Source organism: Candidatus Ichthyocystis sparus, assembly GCF_900078745.1.
Lineage (GTDB): Bacteria > Pseudomonadota > Gammaproteobacteria > Burkholderiales > 2013Ark19i > Ichthyocystis > Ichthyocystis sparus.
In genome coordinates this window covers 81,561-107,690 of record NZ_FKII01000061.1, presented here as the reverse complement: position 1 = coordinate 107,690, position 26,130 = coordinate 81,561, and the positions used below count along the sequence as shown (strand labels likewise).

Genomic DNA, 26,130 nt, shown 5'->3' with positions numbered 1-26,130 from the left:
CTTTATCACAAACGGTGTCGTTTTCTTTCTAAGATTTGATTTTTCTCTTAGAAATTACTTTTTGATGAATGCGTGATGTGGCTATGGATTGGTTAGGGACGTTTTTTGTAATGGTACTTCCAGCACCTATTGTTGCATTACTTCCAATAGATATAGGTGCTATTAGCTGAGTTCCAGATCCTATGAAACTGTCGTTTCCTATGTGGGTAGGATTTTTTTTATGTCCATCAAAGTTGCACGTTATTGTACCTGCTCCTACTAATACCTGTGTTCCTATGGTGGCATCACCAATATAAGATAAGTGATTTATTTTGCAGCCATCTCCAATAGAAGAATTCTTAACTTCTACGAAATTTCCAATCTTTGTGTGATGTTGTAAGTTTGTGCATGGGCGAATACGTGCAAACGGTCCTATGGATGAATTCATGCCTACAGTGCTGCCTTCAATTATACTGTTCGGTAGAATTTCACTGTTATCCTGTATTGTTGAGTCACGTATATAACAGTTTGGTCCCACAGTAACATTCTTCCCCAGATGTACTTTTCCGACGAACACACAGTTGATGTCTATGAATACATCTTCATCACATTTAAGCACTCCTCTAATATCTATTCGCGACGAATCAGCTAATCTAGTTCCATGTGCCATGAGATGTTCTGCTCGATTTTTCTGTAATCTACGTTCAACTTGTTCTAGTTGCTTGGCATCGTTGATTCCTAGGATTTCGTATGGATTTTCTGGACTTATAGACTCTACTGCTACCTTTTCTAGTGAAGCTTTTCTAACAATGTCGGTTAAGTAATATTCACCTTGTCTATTATGTGCTTCCAATGAGGTTAACCACCTGCGGAGCATGGTTGTGCCGGAACAATAGATACCACAGTTAACTTCATTAATTTTTTTCTCTTCTAAATTGGCATCTTTTTCTTCAATTATATCGATTATTTTGTTGTTCTTATCGCGAATAATCCTACCATAATGTGATGGATCCGATAAACTTTCTGTTACTAATGTGAGACTTGCTTTTTTTTGATTGTGAAAATTCACTGTTTTTTGAAGAGTGGGTGCACTCACAAGCGGCATATCTGCGCATAATATGAGACACACATCATCATTATCAATCAGATTAAGTCCTATCAGAGCAGCAGATCCGGTTCCAGTAGGTTCATCTTGTTCTGCCCAGAGAATGCTATCTTTACCAACAAGTGATTGCAAATCCTTCTTGTTTTTTCCACATACAATAACTACTCTATGTGCACCTATGGTTTGTACAGTCTCTACAATATGACTAATAATTGGAACGCCAGCCAGTGGTTGGAGTACCTTAGGCTTATGGGAGCGCATACGAGTGCTTCTACCGGCGGCAAGGATGATTATATTCATGGATGTTGTACAGTTAAGCACTCATTCATTGGAACAAACGAAAAGCTACCTGCTCTTGCCCTGATGATATCACCTAATTGAGGTTATTACGATACCGATTAGGTGTGTCTATTTATTCTTTAAGGGTGTTTTGTAAACATAGGGCTGAATGTATATAGTGCTGGTAGCTACTTTTGAGACAAGGATCTTTCTCTTGGGGCCAGGAAAGAGTTTTTATTGGGAAGCTACCGATAGCGATCATGGATTAAGCAGCTTAATTGATGCCTTTATGTTATGGGCTGATTCCGCACTAAAAGACCAGGATCCAAGTGTTGTTGTGTCTTTGACCTTAGTTTTTGATGAATTGTATATGAATGCATTGATGCACGGATACAAGAAGACCCCTACCTATTTTTGGGTTTCAATACACGCATTTGTGCAAAGAGATAAAGTTATTGCTATTTACAGAGATAAGGCCGTAAAGTTTAATCCGCTTCTTATATCTACAAAAGATCGTGATCACTTTGTAGATAGACCCATAGAAGAAATTGCTCTAGGGGGCCTAGGAATACATATTATAAGAAAATTTGTAGATGATATAAGCTACAGCTTTGTAGACGATTGTAACGTGGTTACGGTAACCAAGAGACTACAAGTACCCGGCACCCGAGGGGCAGCAAGCACGGGACCAGATACTTACTAAAATAATACCCCACCTAATCCACAGGGTGTTTTTTATTCACAGAATTTATAGATCTACGTAGTTCCGCGCGCTTCTTGCCCTTTTCCTTAGATACTACCTTGTTAAGTTGTATTGCAGCAGTGCTTACTACATCGTAGATGTCACTACCCCCCTCCTGCACCGACATACTACGGTGTCCTACGTTACATTGAGCCTTAGCGATCCTGGACTCCTTCTCCTTGCTCAGAACCACCCTTACCTTATCGACGGTGCGACTAATTGATCTGAGGGCTCCAATAAACTTTTTCTCCGTAAACTCCTTGAGAGCTTTTGTAGGGCGTATATTCTTTCCGAATACTATGATCTCCATAACAGCCTCCTAATCTACACTTTTGTTTTTGGCAAAAGAAGCATCAGTGTTCTTGTTTTCCTTGTACCTACACGATAAATGCTATTGCAACATTATATACCACACTGTTGTATAGGATGTGTACACATATTTGGCTGTTATAACTATTGTTTATGGGAAAATATGTCATTTATTGTATCTAGGGAAAAACCCTTATTTTTTAGGAACAAGCGTTGCTTTGCAGGAGACATTGATGGTTGCTGACGAAGTCTCTTTGCTATTAGCTTGGATGCGACTTCAGGTTCGTTGTTTTGAACCTTTTTAAGTTCTTCCACGATTAGCGCATCGTCTATATCATGTGCTTTCAAAAATTTCTTTATGTAATATGCACCGTGATTTGTGGATTTTACAGAACACACACTACTAGCGAAACGTTTATTTGAGAGAGCTCCATCATTTGCCAGAGCAAAAATAACCGAATAAACAACTTCTTCCTCACAGCAGTAGCGCATAAGTAAGGAAATAAGCTCCTTTTGAGAGTATTCTCTACGTGCCAAAGCCCTTATGCCTCTATGGTATAGAGAATCAAATAACTCTTTGTTATTATTCATGTTTTTACACTGAACTACTGATCAGCTAGTACCAGAGATTTTTCACTTCCTTGCACATTGCCCCCTTCGGTAGTGCTTTGTGCATTGTCGTCCTTAGCTGTGCTTTTTTTAGTAACTTTTGAACGAATACTGCGTTCCATGATCTGATTTATTATGTCAGATGATATGTCTGGATTTTTTTTCATAAATTCGCGAGCATTGTCTTTGCCTTGGCCTATCTTTTGTCCTTTGTAGCTGTACCAAGATCCTGACTTATCTATTATCTTTAAGCTTACTCCAAGATCTATTGATTCACCCTCACGAGATATTCCCTCATCATACAAAATATCGAATTCTGCCTGCTTGAAAGGAGCAGCGATTTTATTCTTTACTACTTTAGCTCTAGTTTCTGAGCCTATTATTTCATCACCATGTTTTATGGTTCCTATGCGGCGAATATCTACACGTACAGACGAGTAAAACTTGAGCGCATTACCGCCCGTTGTTGTTTCTGGATTTCCAAACATAACACCGATTTTCATGCGAATCTGGTTTATGAAAATAACTAGCGTGTTTGTTTTTTTGATATGTCCCGTTAGTTTTCTCAGCGCTTGACTCATCAATCTAGCCTGCAGTCCCACATGGGAGTCTCCCATTTCTCCCTCAATTTCAGCGCGAGGAGTAAGTGCTGCAACTGAGTCAACTACTATGAGGTCTATGCCTCCAGATCGCACCAGCATGTCACAAATCTCTAATGCCTGTTCACCTGTATCTGGTTGTGATACAAGAAGATCATCTATCTTTACACCTAATTTAGCAGCGTATTGCAGATCCAAGGCGTGTTCTGCGTCTATGAATGCCGCGGTCCCACCTGATTTTTGAATATTTGCTACTACGTGTAAGGTAAGTGATGTTTTTCCAGACGACTCAGGACCGTAAATTTCTACCACTCTTCCTTTGGGAAATCCACCTATACCTAGCGCTATGTCAAGGCCTATTGAGCCGGAAGATACTTCCTGTATGTCTTCTACTTCAGTTTTGTCACCCATTCGAATAATAGCCCCACGACCAAACTGCTTTTCTATCTGAGCAATGGCGACAGACAGGGCTTTTTCACGATTATTTTCCATAAGAGTTGCTCCTGATATCAGGTAAGGCGATAAATACGAGGTCTATACAAATCTGACTGGGGCGTACTTTTTATTACAACCAAGATACCATAAACAGTAGAATAATAATCTTATATTATTTCTCAGAGTTAATTGTATGTCCGTACTAAAAAAAGATCTAAGAAAAGGATTACGTAATATTCGCGAAAGTATGACCATTGATTATAAATCATGGTCTGACAGAGTTATACAAAAAAAACTACTAGAACTCATTTCTAATATTAAAAGCTCTTGGATAGGTTTTTATTTTCCTATTCATGGGGAACCAGACTTATTGCCAATGGCTAGTTTTTTGCAAAATGAGGGAGCAAGAATATGTTTTCCTCGTGCTAATGACGATGATTCATTGAGTTTTTATCAGTGGCGTCGTGGTGATTTATTTGATAAGGGTCGATACCTAATTCCAGAATTAATGAACGGTTCTCCAGAAGCAAAAATTGACACTATTGTTATTCCTATGCTCGGATGGACATTGACAGGATACAGGGTGGGATATGGAAAAGGTTGTTTTGATAGATTTTTGTCTGAATACCCCGAGGTTTTTAGTATAGGTGTTTCTTATTCGAATTTAATCGTTAATCAAGCATTTGAGGAAGAACATGATTTACCAGTGCACAAAGTTATTACTGAGAGGGAGATAATTACTTGTTAGCTGGTTTTTTTCTAGAAGATGTCTTTGTACTCTTAGCAGTAAGTGCTTTTTTGACCGTAGATGTTTTCTTTGATGTTGCGGTTGAAGGTTTGGTACGTAGCTTTTTGGTTGTTGCGGTTGAAGATTTGGTACTTACCTTTTTGGCTGGGGCTGATTTTTCTTTTGTTTTTGTTTCTTGTTTTTTCTCAAATTTGAAACCTATAGATCCGTCATCCTTAACTATGAGGTGAGCGGAAAATGCCCTTCCCTTCTTGGAAATAAATTTGTCAAGTAGGTCAGTTTCCTTGAATGTTAGTAGCTTAATTATTTGTTCTAACTCTATGTTTCTTTGCAAGATGACCTTGGTTGTTCTGAATGTACAACGTTTGTCTCCTGTCATGTTTACAGCATTTTCACATGTGTACTTGAACGGTAGTTCAAAGACCCTTCCAGAACACTTGGGGCAATTACCCAACGGTTGTTTCTCACTGAAGTCTATAGGCTCACTCTGTTCATCAGTCTGACCAAAATCAAACGCTATGCTCCCCTCTTCACTTAGTTTCAAAGCAGCAGAAAAAGGACGCCCCTGCTTGCTTCTAAAGCCAGTTATGGTGCCCAACGATTTGTTTTTCAATAACTCTTCTATTTCTTCATACTCGAATATGCGCCCTGCAAGAGCTTTAGGTAACGAAAAATTGCACCCCTGACATTTGAAATAACGATAATTCTCTCGGATAGTATTGTTACAGTGAGGGCATGGTGAAGAAAGCGTAACGTAATCTCCAGGCACCGTATCAGATTCATAATTTTTGGCCTGTGAGACAATTCTTGCTGTAGTTTCTTTTATTGCCTCCATAAAATTTTCCCGAGAGAGTTGTTTTTTCTCTATCAGTGATAGTTTGTATTCCCACTCCCCTGTTAGTTCCGGTGATGTTAGCTCTGCTATATCTAAACCACGAAGTAGTGTGATTATGGAAAATGCTTTTGCAGCTGGGATTAATTCTTTTCCTTGGCGAACTAAGTATTCTTCGTGTATTAGCCCTTCAATGATTGCAGCCCTCGTGGCAGGAGTACCTAGTCCCTTCTTACCCATGGCCTCACGGAATTCATCGTCTTCAACAAATTTTCCTGCGCTCTCCATAGCAGATAGTAGTGATGCTTCTGTGAAACGCGGTGTGGGCTTGGTATGCAGATTTTTTATTTCAATATTTTTGATATTGGTATTACCTCCAGGGATAAGTGGTAGTAAATCGTCGCTATCTTTTTCTGTGTTATAGACGACCCTCCAACCTGGTGTTGTTATTACTCTACCCTCTGTGCGAAATTTATGTTGTCCTACAGTGGTAGTACGGGTAGTTATTACAAATTCTGCAGAGGGGAAAAAAGCGCTTAAGAATCGGCGCATAATGGTATCAAATAACTGCCACTCAATATCTGAAAGTTTTTTAGGAACCATCGTAGTGGGGATAATTGCAAAGTGATCTGATATTTTTTCATTGTCAAATATTTTTTTGTTGTTGCCGTTAACCCAATTGTTCTTAATTATCTTTTCAGCAAATTCTTTGTATTCGCTTAATGCAGGAGAAGACTTAATAGTTGCTAATACAGATTTAGACGTATCTACGTAGTCTTCCGGCAGTGCTCGGGCATCTGTTCTGGGATAAGTAATGACCTTGTGTTTTTCGTATAATGCCTGGGCAACGTTTAGCGTGGATTTTGCAGATAAACCGAACCTTCTATTGGCGTCACGCTGCAAGCTTGTTAAATCAAACAACGGTGGGGGAGATTGTTTGCTGGGCTTTTTTTCATCAACTGCTTTGCCAGTTCCTATACTTAGACATTCTTGTTGGATTTTCTTTGCTGTTTCTTCATCCCATATCCTAGTGTTGCGCTGATGCTCCGCGTCAGCAGCTTTCTGGGTGTTATTGGGGTCGAACCATATAGCTTCGTATTCCCCTAATTGCCCTACACTGAAGTCAGCTATTATTTCCCAATAGGGGTGACTTTTGAATTTGCGAATTTTATTCTCGCGTTCCACCACCATGGTTAGAGTCGGTGTTTGCACTCTGCCAACGGTCACTAGGAGAAATCCACCCTCCCTGGAGTTGAAGGCAGTCATGCTCCGAGTGCCATTTATGCCTATCAACCAATCTGCCTCAGCCCTGCATCTTGCAGCGTCGTTAAGCCCCTGCATTTCTTTGCTACTACGTAGATTTTTGAACCCCTCCTGTATGGAAGCTTGTGTCATTGATCTCAACCACAACCTACGAGTAGCTTTTTGGGTTCTAGAGAATTGTACTATGTAGCGAAAAATTAACTCACCCTCACGCCCTGCATCACAGGCGTTGATTACTTCCACTATGTCTTTACGTTTAATTAGCTTAATGAGGGAATTTAGTCGATCTTTAGTTTTTTCAATTTCTCTTAGTTCAAAGTGAGGCGGTATTACCGGTAGTTTTGCAAAGGTCCATTTCCCTCTTTTGACCTCAAATTCCTCAGGAACAGTTAACTCAAGTAAATGCCCCAATGAGAAACTTACGACAAATTCATCGTTCTCGTAGCGATCCGTATACTTTTCAAATTTTCCGAGAGATTTAGCAATATCGGCCGCGACAGATGGTTTTTCAGCAATTATTAGGGTCTTGAGTTGGCTCATGGGGTGTTCGCAAAAAGGTTACAAAAAAACTACCTAAAGCTATTTTGCCCGGGAAGAAATTTTTGTCCAGGACAAGAGGAAGCTATAGGTTGCCTACGTTAAGAGTTCGTTACCGAAGAAAGATAGCAGCTTTTTTGTTTTCTTTATTGATTTCTTTTATTGGTTACCATGTATCCAGGCTCTATAACTTCTTCGGCTGACGTTACTATAGCGTAGGAAACGTCGTGAAAAACTGAAATTACCATCAGCTTCCCTATAAGGTTTTTATCATATATGACCTTAGGTATGCCACTTTTGGGCTTAAGTCTGAATCCCCTATGCCTTTTACGGCCCTTATGCTCACTTTTAGGTAGTATTTTATCAACTGTGGAGTACTGTGGTTTGTACACAAAAAATAGATCCCCCTGTGTAACGCCATTTTTTTCACCTAATCCTATAGATACTATGTCTAGACCTCCAGCAAAAGTCATCATAGACTCGCCATATATGGAGTAGATGCTGGTTACCTTTTCTTTTTCATTTTCCCCAGCCATCCGCGGTATAATTTTGGAAAGCTCTATCTTTACTTTGGGCACTGTAAGGCTGGTTATACTTATTTCACGCAATGTCTTAGTAATTAGCACCTTACTTACAATCCCTGATGATACTACCCGTCCCTCCCCTGCTTTAATGAGTTCCGTTCCTATTACATGTTTTGTTCCCGGCACAACCACGTTTTTACCACTATTGACTATATCCACTATGGTATTTTCTGGAATAGATCCTATGTTCTTTACATAAAGTGTGTCTCCTTCAGAGGCTATAGCTTTCCCGCCACTTAAAGATAGAATTTTACCTATTATGATACTACTACTATTGTTGTTCTCTATTGATAGCGGAAAGTCTAAAAAAGATTCTATTTGGTTTAGCTTTACAAGATCGCTATATTGATCTTTAGGCTGTCCTTGCGTTCTAATATGCGGTGAGATCGTCACTGTGTTTGCCGAGGATCCGTGGTCAGTCCATGGAGACGAGGAGACCGCGGGCGCAAGTAGTATTGCGATTGAGCCTGCGATGGCGGTGGATTTTCTCATAAGAGTCCATGTGGTTTTCTGTCAAATGAATTTTATAGGCTATCTCTCATATGTCCATACTGACCATACTATCGTATCCAGATTCTAGGCTACGGCTTAAGGCTAGCCCTGTTACCAGTTTTAGTGCAGATTTGGCGGTACTTGCTGACAATATGGCTGATACCATGTACCGTTGCAAGGGTATAGGTTTGGCTGCTACCCAAGTTAATGTACAGCAGCGACTAATAGTTGTTGACATTTCTGATAAACGAGATGAGTTGAAGGTCTTTGTTAACCCTAAGGTGATTGACAGTAGTGGTACTGTTGTGACACGCGAGGGTTGTCTTTCGGTTGCTGAGGTTATGGGCGATGTTGAACGTCCGTCGCATATTGTACTGGAATACCATACCCTTAGGGGTAAGCATTGTACTACAGAAGCAGATGGATTGCTTGCTGTTTGTATTCAGCATGAAATAGATCATTTAAATGGCGTTGTTTTTATCGATCATTTGGACGAGAGTGAACGTTCGAAGGTGGATGCTTTCTTTGCTAACCGTAGTTCTCAGGCCTCTTAAGTTTTATTTGTGCTTTACAGAGGGAAGGTTTTTGTCGGGTGAATATTGTTTTTGCTGGCACGCCTGACTTTGGTGCTGCTACTTTGAAAGCGATCTTGTGTGACTACAAAGTTTCTGCGGTTGTGACTATGCCAGATCGTCCAGCTGGGCGAGGTATGAAGGAAAGAATGTCTCCAGTTAAGGAGATTGCCTTGTTGAACACGATTCCTGTCTTGCAGCCTGAGGCACTGGGTGATCCTGAATTTATGGAAGCTTTGAAGTCATATTCTCCAGATATTATTGTTGTATCCGCCTACGGAAGTTTTTTCCCCAAATCTGTCCTGTGTTTGCCACCTCTGGGCTGTATCAATGTTCATGCTTCGCTTCTACCAAAACACCGTGGTGCGTCGCCTATTGCTCAAGCTATTCTTCAAGGTGATAGTATTGCCGGTGTGTCAATTATTAGCATGACCAGCGTATTGGATGCAGGACCTGTGCTTGTTTCATTGTCTACTCCGTTGTCTCCTAAGATGGAAGTTTCTGCTTTACATAATGTTTTGTCTTGCTTGGGGGGAAAGGCTGTTCGTATTGCATTACAAAGAATTGAAAAAGGAGTTGTTTGTTCTCATGAACAGTGTGGGACGGAAGCGACATATGCTCCCAAGTTGGGGAGGCGGTGTACTATAGATTGGTCAAAAAGTGCTTCTGAATTGGATCGGTTTGTGAGAGCACTAGGAAACTTTCCGGGTGTGTACTCTACCTATAATAATAAGCTCATAAAGATAATATCACTTGAGCCTGTTACGGATATAGTAAGGTCTATTTACGGACTTCCTGGGGCAATATTGTCTATACATAAAACAGGCATAGTGGTTAGCTGTGGTGACGGGTGTGTGCGTCTGCTTAAGTTGCAAAAACCAGGAGGCAAACGCTTGTCTGCTTTTGAGTTTTCTTTGGGTTCTGGCTTAGCTGTTGGTGGGGTGTTGGGTCTTGGTTCAGTTGTGTAGGTTTTTCATGATCATATTGAATGTCTCTTTCTTCTCTTGGTGAAGTTTTGCGCTTGAGCGCGGTTGTCCTGTCCGAAGTTATGCGAGGGCGTTCTTTGACTACGGCATTTGTCTCTGTATCTATACCTGATTTTTTGTTGTCAGCTGTTCGGGCCACTTCGTACGATGTTGTTAGGAGCCTAAACTATGTTATGGCTGCCTTTTCCCACTGTCTAGACAGTACCAACAGTAAATTGGATCCGTTCTTTCATAGCCTAATGTTGGTGGCTTTTTCTAAATTAGAAACTAATCAATATTGTTCTTATGCGATCGTTGATCAGACCGTTAATGTTGTTAAAAAGAGTAAGTATCGTCACCTGTCAGGTTTTGCAAATGCAGTTCTTAGGAGGTATCTCCGCGAAAGGGACGTTTTGAGGGAGGCATTGTCTAAGGACGATAGTTTGAGGTATTGCTTGCCAGATTGGTGGTGCCAGCTCTTGAAAAAGCAGTATCCTGATTTTTGGCAGGAACTTGCTAAGGAGTTGCTTTGCCACCCACCGATGTCGTTACGTGTTAACAGAAGGAAAGTTCCTCTAAGCGAATACGTTGATATTTTGAATAAAATGCATATTGACCATAGTGTCATTGATCAGTACTCCATTATTTTGGATAGGCCCTGTCCCCAAAAGGACCTACCCCATTATGATGATGGATACGTTTCTGTGCAGGACTATGGTGCACAGAAAATTACATCTTTCATTAATTTAAATAAAGGCGATCGCTTACTTGATGCTTGTTGTGGATCTGGAGGCAAACTGTGTGCTGTTTTAGAGTCATTTGATGGACTTGATGTTGTAGCCGTAGACAACGACTGTGTTAGGTTGTCTCGGTTGCGTGAAGAATTAAAAAGATTGCAATTGGATGCTACTGTCATTCAAGCTGATTTGTTCGATCTTTGTCAATGGTGGAATGGAGTTCCATTTGATGTCATAGTGTTAGATGTTCCTTGTTCTGGCTCCGGAAGTGTGCGTAGACATATTTGTTCTAAGTGGCATAAAAGACAGGAGGATTTGTTGAATTTTTCACGTATTCAGTCCAATATGTTGCTAGCTCTTTGGCCTTTACTTAAGCAAGGGGGGCAGCTTTTGTATGTAACTTGTTCTTTGTTCGATGAGGAAAATCTGATTCCTTTGAGATTTTTAGTAGATAGATTTACAGACGCCTTTGTTGCACATTTGCCGGGGCAGAACGGTGTGTGGGGTGTTAACTTGCACCCAGGTCCATATAGCGATGGTTTTTTCTATGCTGCTCTTACCAAAAAGTAGTAAAGCGCGCAACTTATCTGTGGTTTTGATCAAGTTGATGGCCCCCCTACTTTTTTTTCTGCCTGGATCTTGTTTGGGGCAGATTCTTATAACTCATGGCTCTTTATCCTACAAAGGCGGGTGTTTGTCTGTTCAGTACGCGTTTAAGGTGAGCTTTCCCGACGATTTGAATAATTTAGTTCGCTTGGGTGTTGCTGTATATCTGGGCTCTGAGTTTCGTTTGGAGAAGAAGAGGAGTTTTTGGTTTGATGAGCAACTCGTTGATGAAACCCAGGAGTGGAAGATTTCTTACCACGCTATTACAGGTAAGTATTACTTGACCCGCAATGGCAGCTATCTACCATTTAATTCATTGGATGAGCTTTTGTCTCAATTGAATCATATTTACAGTTGGCAGTTGACTTGTTCAATACGGATGTTGGATTCTTCCCAGTATCAGGCTATGATGCGGGTTTTTATAGTGACTGACAAGCTACCATCAGTTTTTCAGATAGGTTCGGGTGGGTATATTAGGTGGCAGTCCGATTCTGGTTGGTTGCGCTGGGACTTTATGTTAAATGAAGGTGCTTTTAGTGTTGATGCACTATGAAATACATACTGTCTGCGTTGGCTATTTGTTCAATTTTTCTTCTTTTATTGATTACTTTTGGCACGGCCAATTATCCTATTTTAGCTCGCTATTTCTGGGTTTTTGTCCTATTTGACATAGTGCTTTCTCTCTGTTCTATTGCACTAATATTTTTTCAGATTAAAAATTTAGTGTGCCAGTACCACGCTAGGAGGTTTGGTGCGCATCTTAAGATGCGACTGGTAATTTTGGTTGCATCCGCTTCTTTTTTCCCAGGGGTAGTGATTTACTTGGTTTCTATAGGATTTGTTACACATAGTATTGAGTCGTGGTTCGACGTTCATGTTGATAAGGCACTAGAGTCAGGCGTCAAGCTAGGTAGGGACATGCTTGATACTATGCTCCACAATTTGTCCGCGATTGCTCGGGATAACGTTATTTATTTAAATTCTTCCTCTGCCAATAATTCCAAGTTGAGTCGATTACTAATCAAGCTGAAAGATTCTTCTCAGTCTGATGATGTCTTTATTGTGGATTTACATGGTAGGGTTTTATCCTATGTGTCAGACCATAGCCTATCGTTGCAGCCTATTGGTATTCCTACTGCCGCCCAGTTATCAGAAGCAAAGAATTTGGGATCGCTGTCCATGGTTACTATTCACTCAAAAAGCAATCGTTATGGGTTAATGGTTATTAGACCGCTTATTGGTTCCTATATGGTTCCACAAGAATTGTTTTTGGTGCTACAAAAGAGTATCCCCGATTCTTTAAGCAAGTCCTTAACTAGTGTTGAAGATGCTAATAGAGATTACGCTACATTAGCGTTTTCCAGGAAAAACCTGAAGAACCTCTACATACTGTCACTTACGTTGGTTTTGTTGCTGATATTGTTATTTGCTGTCTTGGCGGCCATCTATTACAGTGATCTTTTGGCCGCTCCTCTTTTTATCCTATTTGAAGGAACCGAGGCTGTCTCCCACGGAGATTTTTCTCCTAGGAAGTTTAGTGGAGGTACTGATGAGTTATCCTTGCTGACTCGACTTTTCCATCAGATGACGGGTCAATTAAGAGAGGCTAAGCAATTAGCAGAGGAGAGGAGTATAGAAATAGAGCGGGAACGCTCTTATTTATCCAATATATTGAAGACATTAACAGCGGGAGTAATAACCTTTGATGCGCATTTTCGTGTAAAGGCTATAAATAAAAGTGCTACAGAGATTTTGGGAGATGATTGTGAAGATTTACTTAATATCAGCTTGAGTTCTTGGACCAGACTATGTGAAATTTCAGAGCTTATTTTAAGTAATTTTTCCTTAACTCAATCAACTTGGAGAAGACAAATTAACTATACTTCATCTTCATCCGATAAATCTCTTCTGGTTCGGGGGGCTTATTTTAGTCACGATGATGAAGGAGGGTATATTGTAGTTTTTGACGATTTGACTCCACTGGTTCATGCACAGAAGATGGTGCTTTGGGGGGAGGTTGCTCAGCGGTTAGCTCACGAAATTAAGAACCCGCTTATGCCTATTCAGCTTTCTGCTGAACGTCTTCAGTTAAAGTTGTCCGATAAGTTGTTCGGTGATGATAGGTTAATGCTAGAAAAATCTACTCGCTTGATTGTTAGGCAAGTTGTTGCAATGAAGGATTTAATAAATGATTTTAGAGATTTGACACAGTTACCTGTTCCTCAAGTTTTTCCGATAAAGATTTCTGACTTGGTAACCGAGGTTACATCATTGTACGAACAGGATAATTTTAAAATTAATCTGGATTTGGATAGTAGGGATGTTAACGTATTGGTGGATGAGAAACAGATAAGGCAAGTTTTGCACAATCTTTTGAGAAATGCTTTGGATGCTGTTTCTGAAGAAAAGCATCCTTGTGTTGGTGTGAGGCTATATTATGAGAATTCTATGGCTGTGGTTGTTGTGTCTGACAATGGTGTGGGTTTCCCTCCCCATCTGATTAAAAAGGTGTTTGAGCCGTATGTTACTAGTAAGCTTAGGGGGACAGGGTTGGGTCTAGCCATAGTTAAGAAAATTATTGATGAGCATGATGGGACTATAGAAGTTCGTAATGATGTTAAAGGTGCTTCTGTGATAGTGGCTTTGCCGTGTATTAGGCAGTAGTTTTTTTGTGTTTTCGAGTCAAAAAGGTGTAGATATGCCTCAAATTCTAGTTGTTGATGATGATATTGGTATTCGTGAACTGCTGTTAGAAATTCTTTCTGACGAGGGGTTTACGGTACACTTGGCCGAGAATGCAGCGACAGCTCGGCGTGTTCGTCAAGCTGGTCGTCCTGATTTGGTTCTGTTGGACATTTGGATGCCAGATATGGATGGTATTAGTTTATTGAAGGAGTGGGCTGCAAATGGTCAGTTGACAATGCCTGTTATTATGATGTCTGGTCATGCAACAATTGATACTGCAGTTGAGGCTACGCGAATTGGTGCGGTTGATTTTCTAGAAAAGCCTATAGCTCTACAAAAGCTTTTAGCAACAATTAGGCGAGTTTTACAGACTCATGGTACAGCTCGTCGTGTGGGTCCAACTCTGTCTGCTTTTTCTCGTGTGCGGCTTATATCTAGTCTGCAGGAGAGGCTAGATAAGGCATCTGAGCATTCGTCTGCAATTATGTTATGCATGAATGTGCCAAATAGTTTGGCTGAGCTTTGTGCTCGTTCCCTTCATAAGCCCAATACAGTTTGGATTGATGGTGCAACCGTTTTAAATAGGGCCTCTTTAGAGTGGATTAATGGCTTAAATGATGGACTATTGTTTATTGCAGACTATACTTCTTTGTCACCGCAAGCACGCAAGAACCTACTTGCAATTGTTACTGAGCTACAGTCTAGGCGTATTCTTCTTGTTTTAGGAACTTCCGTTAATCCTCTTCCTGTTCCAGATGGTGTTATTTTGCAAAAGCTGTCCCCAGTGTGGATTCAGCTCCCATCTTTAAGTGATAATAGAGATGATATTCCTGAGCTAGCAACATACATACTGTCACAGATGGTTGAGCATGGAGTATGTCCATTGAAGCGTTTTTCTAGCTCTGCTCTAAATGCCCTAAGGGCATACTCGTGGCCGGGTGATTTTTCTGAATTGATGGAAGTTATCAGGAACTTGGCTCTTATTTCCCCGGGAGATGAAATTTCTAGTCATGATGTTGCGTACTCTCTTCGTCATGCATCAGGGAGTATATCTACTTTTTCAAACATGACTATAAATCTTAATCGACATTTGCGTGAGTCCAGAGAAGAATTTGAGCGGCTATATTTTCGTTATCACATAGAAAAAATAGGCGGAAATATGACTCGTTTGGCAGAGATAAGTGGTCTTGAGAGGACTCACTTATATCGCAAATTGAGACAATTGGGTATGACTGCAGGTAAGAGGGCCGATGCTGAATTGTACGAGAGGGAATCTACATCATCTAGCCCTGATCAGAGTTAGTTCATGAAGATAGTAGTACTGGGAGATCATTTTTTAGCTGTTTCAATGGCGCATCTCTTGTTTAGGCAGGGACATGATGTGTCTTTGGTTCTAGGATCAGCTTTTTTTCATTCCTTTTTTTACAGAGAGAAGAATTTGCCCTTCCAGTGTATAGAGGGGTCTTTGACTTCTATGGCGTCATTGGAAAAAGTAGGAGTTGATGACGCAGAGCTGGTTTTGCTGCTTAGTAGATCAGATGAGAAAAATATTATTGCGTCTATGTTAGTAGAGAAGGTTTTTCATGTTCCTCTTCAAATTATGGCGCTGCAATCTTTTGAGCTTGATTGTCTTACCGATCTGTTAGGCGGAAGCTATGCCCGTGGGGCGATGATTATTTATCCAGATCATCTAGTATTGGGATACTGTATCGATATAATTAGGTATCCACAAGTTTCTGAGCTGTTTGATATTTTTGATTGCTCATTTAGATTGGTCGTAGCTGAGGTAGCAGAGCAGTCTGTATTGTGTGGACACGAGTTTAGTTCTGCATCATCCTATTGGTATTCCCAAGGTATTTACTTTTTAGCATTATCTAGGTCTGGTAGAGTTTTTCTTAGAGGAGAAGCGGCGCGAATTTTACCTTGTGACCAAATTTTGTTTTTATCCATGCCACAGGCATTGGGCGATTTCTTAAAACACTCTTTTCCCAATCATTCACCTATTAAGCGGATTATGCTTAATAGTGGCTACGATATCGGCTTTAGGCTTGCTAAGAGTTTGCAGGATACTCACAGTGTTTGCTTGTGTGAGACCGATAAGTCACGCTATGGGTTGTTACTTCAAGATTTGAGCAATTCTTTGATTCTAAATGCCGATGCTTCAGATCCATTTGTATTGCGTGAGGAGGGCATAGAAGGAGTGGATCTTTTTTTGGCAATAAGTCCAGATGATAAGGTTAATATTATGTCGTCTCTTATGGCAAAAAAAATGGGAGCAAGGAAGACGCTACTTCTAACGCGCCACGAAGACTACCAAAATTTTTGGGATACGAAAGGTGTGGATTTTGAGTTGTCACAATCGTCCATTGTATTTTCCAAAATTACGGGATTTTTACGCCTAGGCGATGTAAGAGGGGTATACAACCTAAAATTTGCCAATGTTGAGGTACTGGAAGTAGTTGTTCATGGAGATTCCAAACATTCCAGGGTTGTAGGTCGAAAATTACAGGATTTAAAATTTCCTGAGGGGGTTATGATTTGTGGTGTTGTTCGCGATTCGGTATCTCTATTTTTTGAGCCGACGTTTATTCTAGAAGACAATGACAAGGTTGTTTTATTGTGTTGTCGTGGCAGTAGCAATGATTATCCTGAAAGTTTATTTCAGGTTGATGCAGGTTTTTTTGAGTGAGTGTGGTGTATCAAGATGGACCAATTTTATGACCCCCATAAGGTAGAGAAGCAAGCGCGAGATATTTTCGATAAGGAGTCGTATGTTGCTGTAGAGCACGAAGGCATGCCTAAGTACTATTGTTTATCTATGCTGCCTTATCCGTCGGGGCGTTTGCATATGGGACACCTTCGTAATTACACAATAGGTGACGTGTTGAGTCGTTATCGTCGTTTACTGGGGTTTAGTGTGTTGCAGCCTATGGGGTGGGATGCTTTTGGCTTGCCTGCAGAGAATGCTGCGAGGGAACGTAATACTTCGGCTAGCGATTGGACGTATAGCAACATATCATCTATGCGTTCCCAGCTTAAATCTCTAGGTTTTCATATAGATTGGAGTAGAGAGCTTACTACTTGTTCTCCCGACTATTATTGTTGGGAGCAGTGGCTATTTCGACGATTTTGGGAGAATGACCTTATCTATCGTGCAGAAGGCACTGTAAATTGGGATCCTGTTGATAACACTGTATTAGCTAATGAGCAGGTTATAGATGGCAAAGGATGGCGTTCTGGGGCGCAGATTGAGCGTCGCAGTATGCCCATGTATTACTTACGAATTTCCAAATATGCAGATGAGTTGCTTGATGGTCTTGATGGTTTGTTATGGCCAGAGCAAGTAAAAATTATGCAAAGGAATTGGATTGGTCGTTCTTATGGTGCGGATGTTGATTTTTATGTAGATGGTTACGATAGTAAGATAACGGTTTTTACCTCTCGAATTGATACCATCTTTGGTGTTACATATATTGCTATATCTATTGAGCATGATCTGATTAAATATTTGTCCGAAAAGTCAGAGCATGTTCGTGAGTTTGTTGAGATCGAAAGCAGATTTTCTGGTACTGCCGAGTCAGTGCATATGACAAAAGAAAAACGAGGGGTGGACTCGGGCGTATTTGCCATTCACCCTTTAACGGGCAAAGTAATACCAATATGGGTTGCTAATTATGTTTTGTCTGGCTACGGTAGTGGCGCTGTAATGGGGGTCCCAGCGCACGATGAACGAGATTTTGATTTTGCAAAACAATACAATTTGCCCATGTTGTCAGTTATAAACTCGCCAATATGCCCTTCTACTTGGGATAAGAGTTTTTCGGATAAGGGTGTTTTGGTTAATTCTTATGTTTTTGATGGACTAATGTACGAAGAGGCTACAAATAAGATACTAGATACATTGGTTGAAATGGGAAAGGGTCGGAAATGCGTTAAGTATAGGTTACGAGATTGGGGAATTTCCAGGCAGCGGTATTGGGGTTGTCCACTACCAGTTGTTCATTGTGATAGTTGCGGGGTTGTTATACTTAGAGATGATCAGCTACCTCTTTTACTTCCAGACCAGGATGAACTAGGGGGGAGATTTTCTTTGCATTATGCTCATAAGTGGAAGCAGGTAGATTGTCCTAAATGTGGATGTTTGTCTCAACGTGAGACAGATACTCTTGATACCTTTGTTGAGTCTTCGTGGTATTTTCTTCGTTATTGTTGCTCTGATAATAATAAACAGATATTTGATAGTAGGGTTGACTATTGGATGAAAAACGGAGGAGTTGATCAATATGTGGGTGGTATAGAGCATGCGGTAATGCATCTGCTTTATGCTAGATTTTTTACAAAAGCACTAAGAGATATAGGATTAATCAATTGTGATGAGCCATTTAGGCGCTTGTTGACTCAGGGAATGGTTACAGCCAATACTTACTATCAATATGATAGCTCGGGTAAAAAGATATGGATAAACCTAGATGATGTTGTAGTTTCTGCCAATGATAAGAACAAATTTTTTGTGTCTAAGATTAATAATGAGCCCGTTTTTTGTGACGGTGTGCAAAAAATGTCGAAATCTAAAAATAACGGAGTTGATCCACAGGTAGTAATCGAACATTATGGCGCAGATACGGCAAGACTATTCATGATTTTTGCAGCCCCTCCTGATCAAAACTTGTTTTGGTCTGATAGAGCTGTTGAGGGTTCTTTTCGTTACCTGAAGAGACTTTGGTCGTTGTGTATTAAGCACAGTCAAATGGGTGTGATTTTACCTTGTGATAAATCAGATGGACTTACAGATAAGCTTAAAAAATTGCGCAAACAAGTTCATGAAACATTGAGGAAGGTAGCTAACGAATATGAGTGTAGGCTGCAGCTTAACACCGTAGTGTCGTCATTGATGTCATTAACTAATGCTATATCTGATGTGATTTGTGATACAGATCGTGTATCTCGTTCTGTTATCCAAGAAGCTCTACAGGATGCCATAATCATGGCTCACCCCATTATTCCTCATATAACTACTGTACTATGGCCAATTTTGGTACCTGGCTCTTCCATGTGTGAGCAATTGTACCCTAAGGTGGATGAGTCAGTTACTGTTTCTGATACAGTATCTTTGGTAGTTCAAGTTAATAGTAAAAACAGAGCAACCATAGTTGTAGCCTCTAATGCTAGCGAAGAAGAAATAAAATCTTTGGCCCTTGAACAAGAGGAAATATCGTTATACATCGAAGGCAAAACTGTGCAACGCGTTTTAGTCGTTCCTAATCGGTTAGTCAATATTGTTGTTAAATAAATATAAGGCGGGGAATTGGTAAGGTGCTTATTCGAGCCGAGGAATTTATCAGATTTTTTCAACGGGGACTAATTCTCAATCGTTTGGTTGTGTACGGTGACGATGCGTTCTTTAGAATGCAAATCATAGATATGATTAGAAATATTTTTCGTGCTAAGACAGAGTCCGGGGAAAGGTTGGTCTTCGATTGTCGAAAAGGAAATTATGATAATTTTATATCAGCACTTCGCAGTTATTCTTTGCTCTACTCCCATAGATTATTTGAAATTAAATGTCTTCCTTCTCAGGTAGAGGAGTTGTTACAATATTTTTCAGTAGAAGATGGAAATGATTTTTGTGTGGTTATTTTAGATGATCTATCATGGCAAGATAAGAAGGGAGCTTGGTTTGTTGATGCACTTAGGAGCGAGAGTACGTTTTTGTTTTCTTGCATAGCTCCAATTTCTGAAGATTTTACCATGTGGATTGGTAGCATGCTTAAGCTAAAAGGCATAAAATATGCACCAGATGTCCCAGAATTTTTATCTGGCTTTTTTGAGGGCAATTCTTGTGGAGTTTTTCAGGCACTGGAACAAATTACTCTTCAGAGATTGAAAGATGAAATTACAGTTGAATTTATTCAATCAATTTTTTTTTCTGCCACTAGGTATAAGGTTGATGATTGTGTAAACGCTATTTTTTCTCGTAACAGACAGCGTTTTGTCAGAGTACTGAATTATTTACGTGAGAGCGATGAATCTTTGATGTCCCTTCTTGTGTGGCGATTTGCACATGATTTACGTGTGTGTTGCGCTTATTATGGTGAATCCCCAGCTACATCTAATCAAGTAGACTTATTTTTTCAAAAGAGGAAAGTATTTGGTGCACGTCGTTCGTTTTTTATTGAGGCTGTAAAATTTTTGAAAGAGTCTGACATCGTGAAAGCACTATCCCGCTTAAGTTTTATTGATAAAAAGCATAAGGCAATTGTTCCTGGTAATCCTTGGGAAGATTTCTTTTGGCTGGGAATATTTTTAATGCGCTAGCAGTAAATGTGTTAGGTGGAGATTATTATGTCATGTTTGGATGGTCTCAATGCACAGCAAATGGAATCAGTCTCTTGGGATAATGGATCACTTCTTGTTTTGGCTGGTGCAGGCAGTGGTAAAACCAAAGTTCTGATTTCAAGATTAGCCTGGCTTATTGAGACTGGGCGCTGTAATCCTTACCAAATCCTAGCAGTTACTTTTACAAACAAAGCTGCGAAAGAGATGATTAGGAGAGTTTCGGATATTCTTCCCGAGAGGATGAGTTCTTGGGTCAGTCGCATGTGGATTGGTACGTTCCACAGTATTTGTTTGCGATTCCTGAGGCAATATGGCAGGGAAGTTAATTTATCATCAACATTTCAAATTATGGATCAAGCTGATCAGATTTCCTTGGTTAAGCGCATATTGAAGGACGAAGGAAAGGATCCCGCCCTTTACCCTCCAGCTCAAGTAGTGAATTTTATTAATACTTCAAAACAGAGAGGACATAGGAACTCAGACGTATCTGATGATAATTTGTTTTATCGTAAGATGAAGTCCATTTATGTGAGGTATGAGCATATCTGTGAGACCGAGATGTTGTTTGATTTCTCGGAATTGATTTTGCGTAGCTACGAACTTCTAATGAGTAGTAATGAACTACGTCAACGAATGGTTGATCAGTTTCCATTTGTTTTGATTGACGAGTTCCAGGATACGAACTTGTTACAGTATCAATGGGTTAAAGCTATGACTGGACACGGAACTGGCAATTGTCGTTCGGTCTTTGCAGTTGGTGATGATGATCAGTCAATCTATTCTTTTCGTGGTGCAACGGTAGACAATATACATGATTTCCAAAATGACTTTAATGTTAAGAAGGTAATTAGGCTAGAACAGAATTATAGATCGGTGAGTTACATACTAGATGCGTCCAATAAACTTATTGCCAATAATTCTAATCGTCTAGGTAAAAGTTTGTGGACAGATAACTGCAAGAACGGCGCAATTACTGTATGTCGTGCTCAGAATGATTACTATGAGTCCATGTGGATAACAGAAATGATAAACAAATGTGTTGGTAATGGATTTAGTCTTTCTGAAATAGCCGTGCTTTATCGCACTAATGCTCAATCACGATCGATTGAACATGCTCTGTTTTCAGCAAATATACCATTTCGTGTTGTTGGTGGAGCAAGATTTTTTGAACGTATAGAAGTAAAGCACGTTATGGCTTATCTTCGCTTGGTGGTAAACGACACCGATAGCATGTCGTTTCTACGAATCGTAAATGTTCCCTCGCGTGGTATAGGACCGCAAACCATTGCATCTGTACAAGCTCAGGCCGATAAGAATGGACAATCGTTGTTGCTAGCAACTGCTAATTATCAAGGACCGAAATCCAAACCTGTTCTCCGTTTCTATCAGCTTATTACGAGATTGAAGGAAGCATCAAAGGAGATGTCATTACTTGATTATGTGTCATTTGTAATCAAGGAAACAGAGGTCATATCATCCTTTCCTATATCAGAGCAGGATGAAAGACGTGATAATCTTAACCAGTTATTGCTATCTCTAGAGTCTTTTGAAAAAGAATATTTGTTAGGAAATGGTAATTTACATAGTGACAATTTTTCCATCTTGTCCGCGTTTTTGTCATCTGTTGTTCTGGAGACTCCTGTATTGTCGGAGGAAGAGGTTGATAAAGTAAGCTTGATGACGGTTCATATGGCTAAGGGGTTAGAGTTTGATACGGTGTTTATTGCTGGCCTAGAGCAAGGGTTGTTTCCCAATGAACGCTGGGATAAAGATGTAGAAAAATGTATTGAAGAGGAAAGGCGGCTGATGTACGTTGCTATGACGAGAGCTAAGCGTGATTTATTTTTTAGCTTTTGTCGCGAGCGGCGCTCATATTTTCGTTCTGAGCCGGTGATTTGCTATCCGTCCCAATTTGTAGAAGAAGTTCCAGGGGCCAACATAATTGATTATCCACGATGCAGAAGTGTTATATCTAAACCTATTGCAAAAAAATCATCTCAAAACTTAGCTTCCTCAATCGACAAATCTTCTCTCTATCGAGTTGGTCAGACAGTTAATCACCATAGCTTTGGTAGGGGAGTTGTTATATCTATAGAAGGTGGTAGCGACGATTTATACATTCGTGTGCGTTTTGATGGGTGTGGATCAAAACTTTTGTCCTCTAAATTGGCAAAATTGGAAGTTGTGCATTGATCAGCGCGGGGGTTTGCAAATTTGATTGTTGGACCTAATGCGTTTTTGGGAAAAGTAAATTTATACTTACGTAACCATTGTCTTGTAAGAGACATTGGGCTTATACCATACGATAGGTGCTTGGTTGCTATGATCAAAGAGGTAGAGCTACTGGCGTCATCGCTGCATGAACCCATTTCTCAGTGTTGGTTGGTTGAACACTATCCGGTGTTTACTGCCGGTATTTCAGCCTCTCCTAAGCATTTTTCTTCTATTGGTCAATCCGCTCAAAAGATACCTTTTGTATTTACAGATCGAGGAGGTCAAATTACCTATCATGGCCCTGGTCAGCTGGTTATATACCTATTGGTTGATGTTCGCCGCCTTTTTTGTTCCGCTCCAAAGTTATTTGTTTCTTGCATCGAGAAAACCCTAATTAATATTTTTCGCTCCATGGATATTGATGTACATTTAAAGCCCGGTTATCCAGGAGTTTATATTTCTGATTTAAAGCTGGTATCATTGGGTTTCAAGTTTCGTAGAGGGTGGTCTTACCACGGTATTGCTATCAATGTGGATATGGATTTATCGCCGTTTTCAGAGATTAATCCTTGTGGCAGTTGTGGGTTGAAGATGACTCAGTTGAAGGATGTTAGTACATCATTGACTACCGTGGATATTTTGGATGTTGTAGTCGATGCTTTGACAGCTAGTATAGTTGGGCGGGGAGGTATGGATGGCAACTGATCGTTTAGATCCGACGCAAAAGCAAAAGGGGAGACTTAAGACAGCTAGAATTCCTATCAAGCTAGCTTCTCCAGCTACTGGTGTTCGGCATCCTAAACCGGATTGGTTACGTGTAAAAGTTCCCAGTGTAGATTCACGTTTCTACGAAATAAAAAAGCTTCTTCGAGACCATAATTTGTACACTGTGTGTGAGGAGGCTTCATGCCCCAACATTGGGGAGTGTTTTGGTAGAGGCACTGCTACTTTTATGATCATGGGCGACAAGTGTACACGTAGATGTCCGTTTTGTGATGTAGGCCATGGTCGTCCAGATCCGTTAGATCCTGATGAGCCTAATAAAATAGCCCAGGCTGTTTCTTACTTGAATCTTAGCTACGTTGTCATAACTAGTGTTGACCGCGATGATCTTAGGGATGGAGGGGCTATGCATTTTGTTGAGGTGGTTAAGAGCATTCGTTCCGTGTCTAACGCTCGTATAGAATTGTTAGTTCCTGATTTTAGAGGGCGTTTGGATAAAGCTATATCCATACTATCTAATAACATGCCTGATGTCATGAATCATAATTTGGAGACAGTTCCTGCTTTGTACAAAAAAGTTCGTCCCGGAGCCGACTATCACCACTCCCTTACCCTACTAAAACGTTTTGCTGATATTTGTCCTGACGTTCCAACAAAGTCGGGTATTATGCTCGGTTGTGGTGAGACTGATGAAGAGGTTTATCAACTAATGCGTGATTTGAGAGCTCATGGTGTAAATATGTTGACCGTAGGGCAGTATTTACAGCCTTCTCCTCATCATTTGCCCATAGACAGATATGTTCCTCCAGATAAGTTTTTGGCAATAGAAAAGTTTGCTTATTCCATAGGCTTTACTCATGCTGCCTGTGGACCACTAGTTCGCTCTTCTTATCATGCGGATGTACAGGCTGCTAGTGCCGGAGTTTGTGGTTAGTGTAAAGGAGATAGTATGTCTTCGGTTGTCAATTGTATTTTTTGTCAGATAGTTAGCGGTAACATTTCCGCAGACATTGTGTATCGTGATGATACTATAGTCTGTTTTAAAGACATTAAGCCAGCAGCTCCTGTACATTTGTTGGTGGTTACTTGTGAGCATATCGATTCTTTGTCATGCGTTGGTCCCGCTCACGCTGGTGCTTTGTCTAATATGCTTTTAATAGCTGATAAGTTAGCCAGGGATAATGCTTCCCCAGATGGTTTTCGTTTTGTCATTAATACAGGTCGTGTTGGTTGTCAGGAAGTTATGCACCTACATGGGCACATTTTGGGAGGCGCAGATCCATTAAGAATTAGTCGTATCGGTGCTGTTCGCTAAGGGAGAAAGCAAAGTGGGTTCCATGAGTATTTTACACTGGTTGTTGGTTATGTTGGTTCTTGGCTTATTTTTTGGTACGGATCGTCTGCGTAACATGGGGAGGGATTTGGGTGTTGCGTTTCGTCAGTTTAAAGAAGGCTTAAACGATGGCGAATCTTCCCCAACAAATACCAAGGCTAATGTTCCAAACGCCAAGGATGATGCCGCAAGTGCTAAGGAAGGTGCTACAAACGCCGGGGATAATGTTCAAGTGGATGGCAACAACAATGGAAATACTCAGTAATAGATGTTTAATATAAGTTTTTCAGAAATTGTGGTGATATCCTTGGTGGCTTTGCTAGTGCTTGGCCCCGAGCGTCTCCCAAGAGTTATGCGTACTGTGGGATTTCTTTGGGGTCGGGTGGTGTCTGGGTTTAATCGATTGCGTTTCGATTTATCCCAGGAAATGCATCAATATGATTTGAAAAGGATGCAAGATGATGGCTCAGTAGCGCCTAAAGATACTTCTCGCTGTGCTGAAGATGACTAAAGCCTTTATTCCTTACATTGCTGAGCTACGTATACGCGTTATTTACTGTCTTGCTTTTTTCTTTTGCGTGTTCTTGCCAATTTTTACTTTTCGTAAGTTTTTCTATTCCCTACTGGCATTACCAATGGTGAAGTTTTTACCCGAAAGTAATCTGATATCCACTGCTGTTTTGTCCTCTTTTTGGGTGCCAGTAAAAATTGCAGCCTTTTTGTCATTACTTGTTGCTATGCCTTTTATTTTATGGCAATTATGGTCCTTTGTTCGTCCTGCACTGTATTCCGCAGAGAGAAATATAGCCTTTTTTATAGTCTCTTGTGGGTACCTTCTGTTTTTATTGGGAATACTTTTTGCATATTTTGTGGTTTTTCCTATTATGTTTGCGTTCATTCATCACGAAGCCCCGTATGGGGTTACATTAATGACCGATATTGATCAATATTGGTCATTTATTTGCTCTTGTTTTTTGTCATTTGGGTTTTGTTTTGAGTTGCCTGTCGTGATGTTAGTTGTTTCTTATTGGGGCATTTTTGATGAGAGTAAGTATATACACTACAGGCGTCATGCTATCGTTTCTTCCTTTGTTATTGCAGCAATTTTATCCCCACCAGATGTGTTATCTCAGTGTTTGCTAGCAATTCCATTGTGCTTTTTGTATGAATTGGGAATTCTATTAGTTAGGTTGGTACTGCGTAGCCGTAACAATGGGGAGTATGGGATATAATTATTTGATTTGATATACAGTTAGCTTTGACAGAACTGATGTACGGAATTTAATGTTGTTAGCAGGTAGTTTTTAGGGAGTTTTGCCAATTGTCGGGTTTCTTCTACCTTATGACTGGATTCTAGTATATATTTTCGTATTTTCAATTTATTAAAATACAATGTTCTAATTTTAAGGACTATTTTTATCGCTAAAGCGGCACACCATTTGTGTT

At 40.3% G+C, this 26,130-nt stretch carries 24 protein-coding genes and 1 pseudogene; 19 read left to right on the top strand and 6 right to left on the bottom strand.

The features are described 5' to 3' along the window. Positions 1-28: 28 nt before the first annotated feature. Entirely contained in the window at positions 29-1,384 is a 1,356-nt protein-coding gene (glmU, locus tag A6733_RS06160; protein ID WP_092401221.1) for a bifunctional UDP-N-acetylglucosamine diphosphorylase/glucosamine-1-phosphate N-acetyltransferase GlmU, read from the bottom strand. A gap of 148 nt (positions 1,385-1,532) precedes the next feature. On the opposite strand from glmU, the gene A6733_RS06155 reads away from it, so the two are divergent. Next, positions 1,533-2,066: an ATP-binding protein gene (locus A6733_RS06155; protein ID WP_092401218.1), complete on the top strand. Its 534-nt coding sequence runs from the start codon at positions 1,533-1,535 to the stop codon at positions 2,064-2,066. Positions 2,067-2,079: 13 nt separating this feature from the next. Here A6733_RS06155 and A6733_RS06150 read toward each other — a convergent pair whose 3' ends face one another. From A6733_RS06150 to recA, 3 genes are all read right to left on the bottom strand, one after another. Continuing rightward, positions 2,080-2,415: an HPF/RaiA family ribosome-associated protein gene (locus A6733_RS06150; protein ID WP_092401215.1), complete on the bottom strand. Its 336-nt coding sequence runs from the start codon at positions 2,413-2,415 to the stop codon at positions 2,080-2,082. A 143-nt stretch (positions 2,416-2,558) separates the two neighbouring features. Next, entirely contained in the window at positions 2,559-3,005 is a 447-nt protein-coding gene (locus A6733_RS06145) for a regulatory protein RecX (protein WP_092401212.1), read from the bottom strand. A gap of 14 nt (positions 3,006-3,019) precedes the next feature. Further along, the gene (gene recA, locus A6733_RS06140; protein ID WP_092401209.1) at positions 3,020-4,114 is read right to left on the bottom strand and encodes a recombinase RecA; all 1,095 of its coding nucleotides are present in this window, start codon (positions 4,112-4,114) and stop codon (positions 3,020-3,022) included. Between the two features lie 136 nt (positions 4,115-4,250). On the opposite strand from recA, the gene A6733_RS06135 reads away from it, so the two are divergent. Next, positions 4,251-4,805, top strand: coding sequence for a 5-formyltetrahydrofolate cyclo-ligase (locus tag A6733_RS06135; RefSeq protein WP_092401206.1), 555 nt, complete (start codon positions 4,251-4,253; stop codon positions 4,803-4,805). Here the strand turns inward: A6733_RS06135 and A6733_RS06130 are convergent. Further along, positions 4,795-7,440 (bottom strand): DNA topoisomerase III, encoded by a 2,646-nt coding sequence (locus A6733_RS06130; protein WP_092460687.1) that lies wholly within the window; start codon positions 7,438-7,440, stop codon positions 4,795-4,797. The genes A6733_RS06135 and A6733_RS06130 overlap by 11 nt on opposite strands. 143 nt (positions 7,441-7,583) lie before the next feature. After that, positions 7,584-8,414 carry a hypothetical protein gene (locus A6733_RS06125; RefSeq protein WP_141663003.1) on the bottom strand — a complete coding sequence of 277 codons (831 nt, stop codon included), beginning with the start codon at positions 8,412-8,414 and terminating at the stop codon, positions 7,584-7,586. A gap of 149 nt (positions 8,415-8,563) precedes the next feature. Here A6733_RS06125 and def point away from each other — a divergent pair, with 149 nt between their 5' ends. From def to tatC, 17 genes and pseudogenes are all read left to right on the top strand, one after another. Continuing rightward, positions 8,564-9,067, top strand: coding sequence for a peptide deformylase (def, locus tag A6733_RS06120; protein WP_092401197.1), 504 nt, complete (start codon positions 8,564-8,566; stop codon positions 9,065-9,067). A gap of 38 nt (positions 9,068-9,105) precedes the next feature. Continuing rightward, positions 9,106-10,053: a methionyl-tRNA formyltransferase gene (gene fmt, locus A6733_RS06115; protein WP_175330467.1), complete on the top strand. Its 948-nt coding sequence runs from the start codon at positions 9,106-9,108 to the stop codon at positions 10,051-10,053. A 20-nt stretch (positions 10,054-10,073) separates the two neighbouring features. Beyond that, complete coding sequence (rsmB, locus tag A6733_RS06110; protein ID WP_092401191.1) at positions 10,074-11,357, top strand: 16S rRNA (cytosine(967)-C(5))-methyltransferase RsmB; 1,284 nt, start codon at positions 10,074-10,076, stop codon at positions 11,355-11,357. Next, positions 11,335-11,946 carry a DUF4390 domain-containing protein gene (locus tag A6733_RS06105; RefSeq protein WP_175330468.1) on the top strand — a complete coding sequence of 204 codons (612 nt, stop codon included), beginning with the start codon at positions 11,335-11,337 and terminating at the stop codon, positions 11,944-11,946. Before rsmB ends, A6733_RS06105 begins: the two co-directional genes overlap by 23 nt. Further along, positions 11,943-14,057 carry a sensor histidine kinase gene (locus A6733_RS06100; RefSeq protein WP_092401186.1) on the top strand — a complete coding sequence of 705 codons (2,115 nt, stop codon included), beginning with the start codon at positions 11,943-11,945 and terminating at the stop codon, positions 14,055-14,057. The genes A6733_RS06105 and A6733_RS06100 overlap by 4 nt, the downstream gene beginning before the upstream one ends. Before the next feature lie 34 nt (positions 14,058-14,091). Beyond that, positions 14,092-14,440: pseudogene (locus A6733_RS09930) on the top strand (response regulator); the annotation flags it as partial. A 29-nt stretch (positions 14,441-14,469) separates the two neighbouring features. Continuing rightward, on the top strand, positions 14,470-15,381 hold the full coding sequence (locus tag A6733_RS09925) for an AAA-type ATPase lid domain-containing protein (RefSeq protein WP_439328882.1): 912 nt from the start codon (positions 14,470-14,472) through the stop codon (positions 15,379-15,381). Positions 15,382-15,384: 3 nt separating this feature from the next. Then, the gene (locus tag A6733_RS06090; protein ID WP_092401183.1) at positions 15,385-16,767 is read left to right on the top strand and encodes an NAD-binding protein; all 1,383 of its coding nucleotides are present in this window, start codon (positions 15,385-15,387) and stop codon (positions 16,765-16,767) included. Positions 16,768-16,782: 15 nt separating this feature from the next. Next, positions 16,783-19,368 (top strand): leucine--tRNA ligase, encoded by a 2,586-nt coding sequence (gene leuS / locus A6733_RS06085; RefSeq protein WP_092401181.1) that lies wholly within the window; start codon positions 16,783-16,785, stop codon positions 19,366-19,368. 23 nt (positions 19,369-19,391) lie between these two features. Next, positions 19,392-20,393, top strand: a complete 1,002-nt coding sequence (gene holA / locus A6733_RS06080; protein ID WP_092401178.1) for a DNA polymerase III subunit delta — start codon at positions 19,392-19,394, stop codon at positions 20,391-20,393. A gap of 27 nt (positions 20,394-20,420) precedes the next feature. Then, on the top strand, positions 20,421-22,607 hold the full coding sequence (locus tag A6733_RS06075; protein WP_092401175.1) for an ATP-dependent helicase: 2,187 nt from the start codon (positions 20,421-20,423) through the stop codon (positions 22,605-22,607). A gap of 21 nt (positions 22,608-22,628) precedes the next feature. After that, positions 22,629-23,333 carry a lipoyl(octanoyl) transferase LipB gene (gene lipB / locus A6733_RS06070; protein WP_092401172.1) on the top strand — a complete coding sequence of 235 codons (705 nt, stop codon included), beginning with the start codon at positions 22,629-22,631 and terminating at the stop codon, positions 23,331-23,333. Beyond that, the gene (gene lipA, locus A6733_RS06065) at positions 23,323-24,285 is read left to right on the top strand and encodes a lipoyl synthase (RefSeq protein WP_092401170.1); all 963 of its coding nucleotides are present in this window, start codon (positions 23,323-23,325) and stop codon (positions 24,283-24,285) included. Before lipB ends, lipA begins: the two co-directional genes overlap by 11 nt. 15 nt (positions 24,286-24,300) lie before the next feature. Next, entirely contained in the window at positions 24,301-24,666 is a 366-nt protein-coding gene (locus A6733_RS06060) for an HIT domain-containing protein (RefSeq protein WP_092401167.1), read from the top strand. A 22-nt stretch (positions 24,667-24,688) separates the two neighbouring features. Beyond that, on the top strand, positions 24,689-24,949 hold the full coding sequence (locus tag A6733_RS06055; RefSeq protein WP_242641442.1) for a Sec-independent protein translocase subunit TatA: 261 nt from the start codon (positions 24,689-24,691) through the stop codon (positions 24,947-24,949). A 3-nt stretch (positions 24,950-24,952) separates the two neighbouring features. Continuing rightward, positions 24,953-25,195, top strand: a complete 243-nt coding sequence (locus A6733_RS06050) for a Sec-independent protein translocase subunit TatA/TatB (protein WP_092401161.1) — start codon at positions 24,953-24,955, stop codon at positions 25,193-25,195. Further along, positions 25,188-25,916 (top strand): twin-arginine translocase subunit TatC, encoded by a 729-nt coding sequence (tatC, locus tag A6733_RS06045; protein ID WP_092401158.1) that lies wholly within the window; start codon positions 25,188-25,190, stop codon positions 25,914-25,916. The genes A6733_RS06050 and tatC overlap by 8 nt, the downstream gene beginning before the upstream one ends. Positions 25,917-26,130: the final 214 nt, after the last annotated feature.

Excerpts from the sequence above, each read along its gene's own strand:
- glmU (WP_092401221.1), bottom strand. The coding sequence starts at position 1,384 with ATGAATATAATCATCCTTGCCGCCGGTAGAAGCACTCGTATGCGCTCC.
- A6733_RS06155 (WP_092401218.1), top strand. The coding sequence starts at position 1,533 with ATGTATATAGTGCTGGTAGCTACTTTTGAGACAAGGATCTTTCTCTTG.
- A6733_RS06150 (WP_092401215.1), bottom strand. The coding sequence starts at position 2,415 with ATGGAGATCATAGTATTCGGAAAGAATATACGCCCTACAAAAGCTCTC.
- A6733_RS06145 (WP_092401212.1), bottom strand. The coding sequence starts at position 3,005 with ATGAATAATAACAAAGAGTTATTTGATTCTCTATACCATAGAGGCATA.
- recA (WP_092401209.1), bottom strand. The coding sequence starts at position 4,114 with ATGGAAAATAATCGTGAAAAAGCCCTGTCTGTCGCCATTGCTCAGATA.
- A6733_RS06135 (WP_092401206.1), top strand. The coding sequence starts at position 4,251 with ATGTCCGTACTAAAAAAAGATCTAAGAAAAGGATTACGTAATATTCGC.
- A6733_RS06130 (WP_092460687.1), bottom strand. The coding sequence starts at position 7,440 with ATGAGCCAACTCAAGACCCTAATAATTGCTGAAAAACCATCTGTCGCG.
- def (WP_092401197.1), top strand. The coding sequence starts at position 8,564 with ATGTCCATACTGACCATACTATCGTATCCAGATTCTAGGCTACGGCTT.
- rsmB (WP_092401191.1), top strand. The coding sequence starts at position 10,074 with ATGTCTCTTTCTTCTCTTGGTGAAGTTTTGCGCTTGAGCGCGGTTGTC.
- A6733_RS06105 (WP_175330468.1), top strand. The coding sequence starts at position 11,335 with ATGCTGCTCTTACCAAAAAGTAGTAAAGCGCGCAACTTATCTGTGGTT.
- A6733_RS06100 (WP_092401186.1), top strand. The coding sequence starts at position 11,943 with ATGAAATACATACTGTCTGCGTTGGCTATTTGTTCAATTTTTCTTCTT.
- A6733_RS06090 (WP_092401183.1), top strand. The coding sequence starts at position 15,385 with ATGAAGATAGTAGTACTGGGAGATCATTTTTTAGCTGTTTCAATGGCG.
- leuS (WP_092401181.1), top strand. The coding sequence starts at position 16,783 with ATGGACCAATTTTATGACCCCCATAAGGTAGAGAAGCAAGCGCGAGAT.
- A6733_RS06075 (WP_092401175.1), top strand. The coding sequence starts at position 20,421 with ATGTCATGTTTGGATGGTCTCAATGCACAGCAAATGGAATCAGTCTCT.
- lipA (WP_092401170.1), top strand. The coding sequence starts at position 23,323 with ATGGCAACTGATCGTTTAGATCCGACGCAAAAGCAAAAGGGGAGACTT.
- A6733_RS06060 (WP_092401167.1), top strand. The coding sequence starts at position 24,301 with ATGTCTTCGGTTGTCAATTGTATTTTTTGTCAGATAGTTAGCGGTAAC.
- A6733_RS06055 (WP_242641442.1), top strand. The coding sequence starts at position 24,689 with ATGAGTATTTTACACTGGTTGTTGGTTATGTTGGTTCTTGGCTTATTT.
- A6733_RS06050 (WP_092401161.1), top strand. The coding sequence starts at position 24,953 with ATGTTTAATATAAGTTTTTCAGAAATTGTGGTGATATCCTTGGTGGCT.
- tatC (WP_092401158.1), top strand. The coding sequence starts at position 25,188 with ATGACTAAAGCCTTTATTCCTTACATTGCTGAGCTACGTATACGCGTT.